Raw genomic sequence first — 9,771 nt, 5'->3', positions numbered from 1 at the left:
GTCCTGCGAAATAGGTGCCTCCTGCGTCTTCGGCTGCTGTCAAGGTCTAACCATGCGCCTCCTCATTCAATCTCAATCCACGCTTCGTTTTCTGTGTCCTTCCTTGGATGGTGGCGAACCGGTGTGGGTGTCGTCGTTGCGTGAGGCTGGCGGGGGTGTGGTGTTCGATGTAGAGACAGCGGTGCAACTGGTTGGGGATAACTGCGACTATGACGATCAGCCGATTTTGATTGACCTTGATCGTCTTGGCACGGCGAACGATTACCCGGTTTTGTAGGAGAAAAAAATGTCTGCTTGTTCTTGTGGTTGTGGCTGGTCGGGTGATTCTGACGAGCTCGTGTCCTTGGTGGAAAACGCGGGGTCCGATGATGTTTCCGTGTTCCCCAATCGTTGCCCTGAGTGCTCTAAGTTCGTGGTGTGGCATGACGATGACGATGGGGATGATTCGGGTGAATTGGACCCGAATGATCCTGACGGTTACCCGCTTCTTCAATGCGGTTGTGGTTGGTCGGGTGCCATGGAAGAAGCTCACATTTTGGGCGATGGTTCCGAGTTTGTTTGTCCCGGCTGCAATGAGGTTGCCACCACTGAGTAAAGCCCAACTGATGGCCTCGCGGGTCGGGGTCATCGGGTGCGTTTTGCGCATCGGGTGCGATTTTGCACTGTTGTTTGATTGGATTTGAAAATGAAAAAGAACTTGATGGCCCGTTTGGCCTTGATGGGTGGTTCGGCTGTTGCTCTGTTGTCCGCGCCCGCGCATGCTGCTCTGGATGTTGCCGTTACCACGGGCATCACCGAAGCACAAACCAACCTCCTGGCCGTGTATTCGGCGTTGACCACTGCCGGTATTGCGATCTGGGTCGGAAAGGTGATTTACAACAAATTCCGCGTTCGCTAAACCGGCTTTTTGTTGCAACATTTGGGAGGTCGGGAAAATGGGTTTTCTTCGTCAAGGGGTCTGTTTTCCTGACCTGCCAATTGTCAAGGCTGAGCATTGTGCGGGGGTCGCCTCGGCCTGGGGTTCGGGTGCATCGGCTTACAGCCTCGAATGCACATCCTCCGATTTTTCGCTGTCAACGTTTGATGTTTGCAAGCGGCTTGATGGTGGTGCGTGCGTGTCCTACGCACAGCCTTACCCGCCTTTCCCGGTGTGTGTCTATGACGGTGGCATTGCGCTGTCCATGGAGCTGTTCACGGCGGTCTTGGGCTTCCTGGTGGTGGTCTACGTTGGTGCACGACTCAAGCGTTTTGTTTGGGATCAAAAGGAGGGGATTTAAATGACTTTCGCCGCTTACACCTTGTTGATAAATCTCTGGCTCTGGTTCGGCCTGGGCGTGGCCTTGTGGATCGCGTTCCGCTAGAAGCTTGCCATGAAGAAACTTGTTCTTGTTCTGGCGGTTCTTCCTGTGTTGTCGTTCGCTCAAGTGGACGTCTGGAAACCCGGCTATGTGTGGGATGCTGCCGCAAATACCGGCGTCGATGTGTGGTACGGGCCGGGTAACAAAGTCACGACAAACGGGGCGTTTGCTCGGGGTGCGAATGTGGCTGCTCAAGCTGGTGGTTACAACATTGCCGAAGTCGGCAAGGTGGCCTTGCGTGATGGTCGTTCTGTGGCTTTAACTGCTACTCGATTTGCGAGTGCCGGTGCTTTGGCGGTGGCGGCGGCTAAGCTGGCGTCTGGTCCTGTGGGTATCGTGGCGGTGCTTGCGATTCCGACGGTCTATGACTGGATCATGGCTGAAGGGCAAAATAATATTCGGGTCAATCCAACACGCACTGGTGTCGAAAAAAAAGACCCAGCGGTGTGTTCTGTGTCGCCGTGTTATGACTACAAAGTTATCCTCGATGGTGTTCCTACAGTGTCATCGTCTGCTTCAAGTGCTTGCACAAACGGTGTGACTGGTTGGATTTATACGAGTGTGAACGGCAACGCTCATGGCGCGAATGCTCGTATCACTTCCGGTCGGTGTTACGGTGACAAGGTTCGCGATTCTGACGGCGTTGTCATCGGGTCGTTGTCAAGTGATGTGACGTTGATTCCAAAAGGTGTTCAAGAGGCAAATTGGTTGCCGTCCACCATGGATGATATTTCGCCTTACATGACTCCTCGTCTTCCTGCTCCAGATTATCCAAAGCAGATCATTGATGCTGGTGGCGAAATCGACGTTGCGCCAGTGTCAATTTCAGGTCCATCCCCTGCCCTTCCTCAGTTGCCTCCGGCTGTGAAGGAAACCACGTATGCCAAGCCGGCCGATATCACCGGGCCGTCTGTGGTGGTGCCGGGTAATCCTCATGGCTTGGCTCCCAATACGCCGACAGTGACAAATGTCAGCACTTCATCGTCTCCGCTTTCGCCCAGCAGTTCAACCGTAAGCGGTTCTCCATCGTCGCCATTTCCAGATCATGGTCCTGTGACAACTCCGAAAACCACGACGACCACGAGTACTTATAACCCGACAACTGATCAAACAACCTCGCAGGATGTGACGAGTCAAGACGCGGCAAAGCAGACAACAACGTCTACCAATATCACGAATATCACGAATACGTCCAGCAGCTCGTCAGTGACGAACAATACGACGAATGTGACGAACGTCACAAACACGACGACAAACATGCCATTGGCTCCGACCAAGACGGACACAGTGACAGAGAAGCCAGTGGAAGACAAGCGCAGTGAATGCGAAAAGTCACCCGACACGCTGGGGTGTATGAAAGTTGACGATGTGCCCACGGACAAAGTGCCTACGAAAACAGTCACGATCACCTGGGCCGAAGAGAATTTAGGCTTGGGCGCTGGATCGTGCCCGGCACCGACTCCGTTTCACACTGCCCTGGGTGATTACTCACTGGATTTGACGCAATATTGCAGCGCGATTACGTCTTACGTCCGTCCCCTGGTGCTGTTGTTTTCACTGCTGGCGGCGTTCTTCATCGTGGCGCCAGTTAAGGAGACTTAAAAATGGGTATCGGTGCATTTCTGGCCGCGATGATGGCCCCCTTGGTGGCGCGGGTGTTAATGGCCATTGGCTTCTCGGTGGTCTCGATCGTCGGGGTTTCTACGGTGCTGGCTCAACTGAAAGGCATGTTCTTGGCCCAGGCCGCGCTGGTGCCTGTCGCCGGTTTGAACATTGCACTGCTGGCCGGGTGTGGCGTCGGTGGTGGGATCATCTTTGGCGCGATCACCACCAAAATGGCGCTGTACGCGATCAACAACACGTCCAAGATTTTGGGGGTGAAATAATGTTGACCTTGATTACTGGCACTCCTGGCGCGGGTAAATCGCTCCTGGCGGTTTGGGAGTTCGCCAAGCCCGTTCCTGGCTCGTTTGTTGAACAGTCGGACCAGTCGTTACCGGCTGTGCCGCGCAAGCTGTATTCCAACATCAAAAACCTCCTGGTCGAACATACGCACATCGAAGCGGTGGACTTGGAAACGTGGCATGAATGGTCCAAGCCTGGGGACGTGATTTTGTTTGACGAAGTGCAGCATGTGTGGCGGCCGCGTGGCCTGGGCGTCAAGGTGCCGCCTTGCATTGCTGCTCTGGAAGAACACCGGCACGGCGGCGTTGATCTGATTTTGATCACGCAACATCCGATGTTGCTAGACGCCAATATCAGGCGGCTGTGTAACCAACATTTGCACCTTCGTAGGATCACGCGGGCCTCTGCGATGGTGTACGAGTGGGACCGGGCCGCTAACCCTGGGCAAACCAAAGATTGCATTCATTCGCGTCTGTGGTGGCATCCGAAAAAAGCGTATGCGCTATATCAATCGGCGGTTTTGCATACCAAGCCGACAACACGTTTCCCGAAAATCGCCCTGGTCGGCGTGGCGGCAATTGCGGGTTTGTTTTACATGGGGCCTACGGTCGTCTGACGGGTTCATTTTCTTCGCCCGCTGTGGTGGTACAAAAGGATGCACGGCCAGTTCACCAAGTGCAGCCTTCTGCGCTGCCACTGGTGGCAGCTTCTGCGGCCTTGCCTGCGTCTTTCGCGGCTCCGCTGGTGCCTGGGGTACTGCCTGCCTCGTTTGCGCCTCTTGGCGGCGAAGTGGTGTCGGTGGTGGCGGGTTGTATCTCCACGCCAAAGCATTGCGGCTGCTTTGATTCCAAGGGTGCACCGTTCAAGGCTGAAAAGGGGTTTTGTGAGTCGCATATTTTGGGCAACTCTGAGCCTGGTCAAAAGGTGGATTTGTCGGCGGTTCCTGAATTGGCGGTGCGTCGTGATGATGATCGTGAAGTTTTGGCGTTTCTTTCGAAACACCGTTAATCGTCTGTTACATTCCGCTGATGGGAATGCAAGATCGAGACTACTACCGCGAATGGTTGAAAGAGAAAGACGGGCACGCGAAAACGGTTCCGTCTCGCTTGCCTGATTATGAAGTTGAAGCCATGCCACCGTCTGAACCATGGCATCCTGTTTTACGATTCTTGCTCTGGGTCGTGATCTGCCTAGGTGTTTTTTTGCTTCTTCGTTTGACTCAGCGCTGAATAAAAAACATCTTTCCAATAGCCCTTCGGCTCTGGTTTCGGGAACAGCTGCAAAAGCCACTGGCGCGGGCCGGTGCGTTTGGCTTTTGTTTTCACAATCTCGAACATTTCCACCATTCTTGATTTCCACGCTTTTGCCAATAATTTGGCGCGTTCTTTCTGTTCCTTGAACCAGGCCGGGACCGTTGGCGTCCAGTCAAAAATGCACTCGACCAGGCGCATGATTCGCGGGCTATTGTGATAGCCGTTAGAAAACATTTCGCACTGAAAGCGCAAGGCTTCCGGGTACTTGATGTAGTTCTTTGCGATCATGGTTTTGCCCATTTCACATGCATGCCATGCGCCATTTTTACTTGTGCAATTCGTGCTTTTGCGCTCGTTCGTCCATATGGTCCTTTTGCTGGTGTTTTGCTTTCCCATTGGCCGCATTCGCAACGCCAAATAACTGAATTAAGTTGGCCTGTGGGGCCTGTCATCATCAATTTGTGTCCTGGCTTCATGCTTTTCTGCCTTTAAAAAGTTACCGGATTCCCTAGATTCCGAGCCGTTCCCTTGATGGGTAGCGACTCCGCTTTTCTGCTTTCTCTGTCACCGTTTCCCCTGAGTTCTTCGCCTGGAGAGCGCATGCACCGGGGGGACTCGGAATGACGGGGGAAGCTTTGTAAATCGACTAGCGCGAAGCGCCTTCAATAAAGATTTATGAATACCCCCGGCAGGCCGTGGCACCCAGGGGCAAAGTCTCGGATGGCGAAGAAATCAGGGGATGTGGCAGAAAGCTAGAAGCGGTGGCGCTCCGCGTTAGGGATCGTTACCCGCAGGGCCGAGACAATGGGCGTTTTGCGATTGGCTTGGTTCGAAGAATAGAGCCCGGTCCCGCAGGGAAACGCCCTTTAATTTCCGCCTTTAAAACCTCCTTTTTTTCTATAATGTTTTCAACAAAAATAGAGAAAATAAGAGGGAAAAATTTGATTTATGGATACGCTCGCGTTAGCACTTCCGATCAGGAAACGACTTTGCAAATTGACGCCTTAAAAAGGGTTGGCGTCGAAAAAATATTTCAGGAAAAGACAAGCTCAACCGGTGCGCGAATCGAGCTGAGAAAATTGCTTTTAACGCTCAAAAAAGATGATCTTTTGATCGTTTACAAGCTCGACCGTTTGGCCCGAAGTCTCAAAGATTTGCTATCGATAATGGAGCAAATAGAAAAGGCGGGATGTGGTTTTAAAAGCTTGACCGAACCAATCGACACTGTTAGTCCGGCTGGTCGATTGATGCTAAATATCTTGGGAAGTGTTGCCGAATTTGAGCGTTCACTGATTCGGGAAAGGTCGATAGCTGGGCAAATTTCTGCTATCAAATTAGGTCGTTGGCCTGGGCGTCCTAGAAAACTTGATCCAGATCAAGAAATAGAATTATTTGATTTGTGGGTTTCCGGTGCAACAAAAGCTCATTTGTCTCGAAAATACAACGTCAGCCATGATGTTGTGAAAATGGCAATTTTCAGAATGACACGACCAGATCACCCACGCGTCTATGGTAATCGTCCGGTTCTCGGACCCTTGATGAACCAATGATGAAAGCGCCGAAAGGCGCTTTGATCTTGGTCATCATCCATCGGGATAAACCCTGATTTTACTTACGTGCGACTTGCCTCGCGTCAAATCAGGGGCTTTTCACGGTACAGTCCGCGCGTTGGCCAATCGCCTGCATCAGTCCCCGATTGATGTTTCGCAGCGAGGAAGCAACGCAGCGGGGATGCCGATTGCGTTGCACCCCTACTCAGCGAAACAACAGACAGGAGATTTATATGACAGGCAACCCAGCGCTCATTCTGGCGCTTATTTGTGGGCTCATCGCCGTCGGATACGGCTTTTGGGCACGCAGTTGGATTCTTTCCCAGGACGCCGGCAATGCGCGCATGCAAGAGATTGCAGCCGCCATTCAAACCGGTGCCGCGGCCTACCTGGCACGGCAGTACAAAACCATTGCCATGGTGGGTGTGGTGCTGACCATTTTGATCGCCATCTTTCTTGACTCCTTGAGCGCCGTCGGCTTTGTGATCGGTGCGGTGCTCTCTGGCGCCTGCGGCTTCATTGGCATGAATGTCTCGGTGCGCGCCAATGTGCGCACCGCGCAGGCGGCCACCAAAGGCATTGGCCCGGCACTTGACGTTGCCTTCCGCGGCGGCGCTATCACCGGCATGCTGGTGGTGGGCTTGGGTCTGCTGGGTGTGACTGGATTTTTCTGGTTCCTGGTTGGCAACGGTAATCTGACACCGGACAAAAACCTGGCGCACCTGCTCAACCCGCTGATCGGCTTTGCCTTTGGCTCTTCTTTGATCTCCATCTTTGCCCGTTTGGGCGGTGGTATTTTCACCAAGGGTGCTGACGTCGGCGCGGATCTGGTGGGCAAGGTTGAAGCCGGCATCCCTGAAGACGACCCACGCAACCCGGCGGTGATCGCCGACAACGTCGGTGACAACGTGGGTGACTGCGCCGGCATGGCCGCTGACTTGTTTGAAACCTACGCCGTCACGCTGATTGCCACCATGGTGCTTGGCGCCCTGATGCTGCCCGCCATGGGCACCAGTGCCGTGGTCTACCCGCTGGCGCTGGGCGCCGTGTCGATCGTGGCCTCCATCATCGGTTGCTTCTTCGTCAAGGCCTCGCCCGGCATGAAGAACGTGATGCCGGCCCTGTACAAGGGTCTGGCGGTCGCCGGTGTGCTGTCATTGATTGCCTTCTTCTTCGTGACGCAATGGCTGATGCCTGACAACGCCATCAGCGCCAGCGGCAGCCAGATGAAGCTGTTTGGCGCCTGTGCCGTCGGTTTGATTCTCACGGCCGCCCTGGTGGTGATTACCGAGTACTACACCGGCACGCAATACGCGCCGGTGAAACACATCGCAGAGGCATCCACCACGGGCCATGGCACCAACATCATTGCCGGCCTGGGAGTTTCCATGCGTTCCACCGCCTGGCCGGTGATGTTTGTCTGCGTGGCGATCTACACCGCCTACGCGCTGGCCGGTTTGTATGGCATTGCGATTGCCGCCACCGCCATGCTCAGCATGGCTGGCATCGTGGTGGCGCTGGATGCCTATGGCCCGATCACCGACAACGCCGGTGGTATTGCCGAAATGTCCGAAATGCCCAAGAGTGTTCGCGACATCACCGACCCGCTGGACGCGGTTGGCAACACCACCAAGGCCGTCACCAAAGGCTATGCCATTGGTTCCGCCGGTCTGGCAGCCCTGGTGCTGTTTGCCGACTACACGCACAAGCTCGATGGCTATGGCAAGGTCATCAGCTTTGACCTGAGCAATCCGATGGTCATCATCGGTCTGTTCATCGGCGGCATGATTCCCTACCTGTTTGGCGCCATGGCGATGGAAGCCGTGGGCCGCGCCGCCGGGGCGGTGGTGGTCGAAGTGCGCCGCCAGTTCCGCGACATCAAGGGCATCATGGAAGGCACCGCCAAGCCGGAATATGACACCGCTGTCGACATGCTGACCACGGCCGCCATCAAGGAAATGATGATCCCGAGTCTGTTGCCGGTGGTGGTGCCGATTCTGGTCGGTCTGCTGCTCGGCCCAGCCGCTTTGGGTGGCCTGCTGATGGGCACCATCGTGACGGGTCTGTTTGTGGCCATCTCCATGTGTACCGGCGGCGGTGCCTGGGACAATGCCAAAAAGTACATTGAAGACGGCAACTTTGGCGGCAAGGGTTCCGAAGCGCATAAAGCGGCTGTCACCGGCGATACCGTGGGCGACCCCTACAAGGACACCGCAGGCCCGGCCATCAACCCGCTGATCAAGATCATCAACATTGTGGCGCTGCTGATCGTGCCGGTGATGATGAATATCCACGGCGGCTAGCCCGACCCGAAACCAAAAAGCCCGCTGAAGCGGGCTTTTTTATGGGTGCCACCGACATCCTTGATGAATGTCAAGCAAAAAATGTCAGCCCACACTAGGATTCCCGTCAAGGAGCATTTGAATGCCAGACGCTTTCAGCCGTTTTTTTGGACCCACTCAAAAAGGTACAACCTTGAACCAACGCAAGCTCATTGATGGCATCTGCCTGTTGTCATTGGCACTGCTGGTGAGTGGCTGCTCATCCATGCTGCCGCGCGCGCGCAGCGAGTCCTCCCCCTTCAAGAGTTTTGACGAGGCGCGTCTGGCCATTGAAGGTCTGGTGCCAATGAAAAGCAACGTCGTTGCGATGACCCAACTGGGTATCAGCCCGGTGCAACAGCCCAATACGACCATCCTGACACACGACGACATCGTGCGGCGGTTTGTTACAAATTCGCTGCTCAAACGAGAAGACCTTGATCCTGGCGTGCTGGCCTGCCTCGACGCGCGCGAGGCCTGCCTCGGCTGGGAGGTCACGGCAGCACGTATCCAAAAAGAACGGACCGGCAATTTTTGGGCTGACTTCACCAACTTTTCGCGCCGCACGGAGACCACCGGTTGGCGCTTCAACGCCTTGATCTTGCTGATTAATGACATGGTGGTCTACCGCGCCTGGAGCGGACAACCCCGTGTCAACGTGATCGAGGTCCAAACCAACCCGTTGGGGCCCTTGCAGGATATTGGCCCCGCCCTCGTGACGACGCGTTAGCAAAGTCCGCAAGCGAGCGATGCATTTTTGCAAAATCGGCTAAGCTTTGCCCCAAATTAATCTAAAAGATTTGGGAGAACTATGTTCGATTTTCTAAAAAGCAGGCGCCCGAAAGACCAAAGCACGCCCAGTGCTGCACCGGTCTCGATCACACCCAACGGTACGCCACAGCACAGCGACGTTCGACGTGAGTTGATCCGGGTGGTTCTTAAAGACACCCTGCGGCTGCACGGCATTCCATTGGGCTGGCTGGCCTGCGAGGTCATCATCATCGCGCGCTCGCCAGGTGAAGAAGAACTCCACGTTCAATTGGTGTTGATGAAGTGGAATGAGCAACTGCTGCGCTATGCCGCAGCGCTGCAACAGCAGTTGCTTCTTGGGCTGGATCGCTTTGATCCATCGGTCGACCATTCCAAGTACATATTTTCATGGCGTTTTGCGCCCGATTGCGGTTGTCCGTTTGCCTTTATGCCAGACCCCAAATCCTGGCATCAAAACGCCTTGCCCCAGGTCGAAGAAGAACCTGTTTCCGTGCTGGACCGGCGCCGCACCAAACGTCCACCCAAAGCAACGCCGCTTGACCCGATACCACCTGCCCCGGCCATTGAGCCATCAAACTTTGCACCGACCCAGATGACACCCCTGCGGTAAACC

General features: G+C 54.8%; 12 protein-coding genes. 11 read left to right on the top strand and 1 reads right to left on the bottom strand.

The annotated features are described in order from the left end of the window. The 7 genes from WA157_RS06955 to WA157_RS06925 form a co-directional block, all read left to right on the top strand. On the top strand, nt 1-277 hold a 277-nt coding region (locus tag WA157_RS06955; protein WP_422620260.1), incomplete at its 5' end, for a hypothetical protein. Nucleotides 278-685: 408 nt separating this feature from the next. Further along, nucleotides 686-898, top strand: coding sequence for a hypothetical protein (locus WA157_RS06950; protein WP_422620259.1), 213 nt, complete (start codon nt 686-688; stop codon nt 896-898). Nucleotides 899-935: 37 nt separating this feature from the next. Then, the gene (locus WA157_RS06945; RefSeq protein ID WP_422620258.1) at nt 936-1,277 is read left to right on the top strand and encodes a hypothetical protein; all 342 of its coding nucleotides are present in this window, start codon (nt 936-938) and stop codon (nt 1,275-1,277) included. A gap of 93 nt (nt 1,278-1,370) precedes the next feature. Next, on the top strand, nt 1,371-2,960 hold the full coding sequence (locus WA157_RS06940; protein WP_422620257.1) for a virulence factor TspB C-terminal domain-related protein: 1,590 nt from the start codon (nt 1,371-1,373) through the stop codon (nt 2,958-2,960). A 2-nt stretch (nt 2,961-2,962) separates the two neighbouring features. Beyond that, nucleotides 2,963-3,244 carry a DUF2523 family protein gene (locus tag WA157_RS06935; protein ID WP_422620256.1) on the top strand — a complete coding sequence of 94 codons (282 nt, stop codon included), beginning with the start codon at nt 2,963-2,965 and terminating at the stop codon, nt 3,242-3,244. Continuing rightward, a complete protein-coding gene (locus WA157_RS06930) occupies nt 3,244-3,879 on the top strand; it encodes a zonular occludens toxin domain-containing protein (RefSeq protein WP_422620255.1) in 636 nt (211 codons plus the stop codon). The genes WA157_RS06935 and WA157_RS06930 overlap by 1 nt, the downstream gene beginning before the upstream one ends. A 128-nt stretch (nt 3,880-4,007) precedes the next feature. Next, nucleotides 4,008-4,271: a hypothetical protein gene (locus WA157_RS06925; protein WP_422620254.1), complete on the top strand. Its 264-nt coding sequence runs from the start codon at nt 4,008-4,010 to the stop codon at nt 4,269-4,271. Nucleotides 4,272-4,453: 182 nt separating this feature from the next. Here WA157_RS06925 and WA157_RS06920 read toward each other — a convergent pair whose 3' ends face one another. Beyond that, entirely contained in the window at nt 4,454-4,804 is a 351-nt protein-coding gene (locus tag WA157_RS06920) for a hypothetical protein (RefSeq protein ID WP_422620253.1), read from the bottom strand. Nucleotides 4,805-5,277: 473 nt separating this feature from the next. Here WA157_RS06920 and WA157_RS06915 point away from each other — a divergent pair, with 473 nt between their 5' ends. The 4 genes from WA157_RS06915 (at nt 5,278) to WA157_RS06900 (ending at nt 9,768) form a co-directional block, all read left to right on the top strand. Continuing rightward, nucleotides 5,278-6,066 (top strand): recombinase family protein, encoded by a 789-nt coding sequence (locus tag WA157_RS06915; protein ID WP_422620252.1) that lies wholly within the window; start codon nt 5,278-5,280, stop codon nt 6,064-6,066. Nucleotides 6,067-6,299: 233 nt separating this feature from the next. Beyond that, entirely contained in the window at nt 6,300-8,369 is a 2,070-nt protein-coding gene (locus tag WA157_RS06910) for a sodium-translocating pyrophosphatase (protein ID WP_422620251.1), read from the top strand. 172 nt (nt 8,370-8,541) lie between these two features. Continuing rightward, a complete protein-coding gene (locus WA157_RS06905) occupies nt 8,542-9,117 on the top strand; it encodes a hypothetical protein (protein WP_422620250.1) in 576 nt (191 codons plus the stop codon). An 81-nt stretch (nt 9,118-9,198) separates the two neighbouring features. After that, on the top strand, nt 9,199-9,768 hold the full coding sequence (locus WA157_RS06900) for a hypothetical protein (protein WP_422620249.1): 570 nt from the start codon (nt 9,199-9,201) through the stop codon (nt 9,766-9,768). The last annotated feature ends 3 nt before the right edge of the window (nt 9,769-9,771 follow it).

Source organism: Rhodoferax ferrireducens (genome assembly GCF_049302455.1).
Classification (GTDB): domain Bacteria; phylum Pseudomonadota; class Gammaproteobacteria; order Burkholderiales; family Burkholderiaceae_C; genus Rhodoferax; species Rhodoferax ferrireducens_B.
This window is presented reverse-complemented; position numbering and strand designations above follow the sequence as displayed.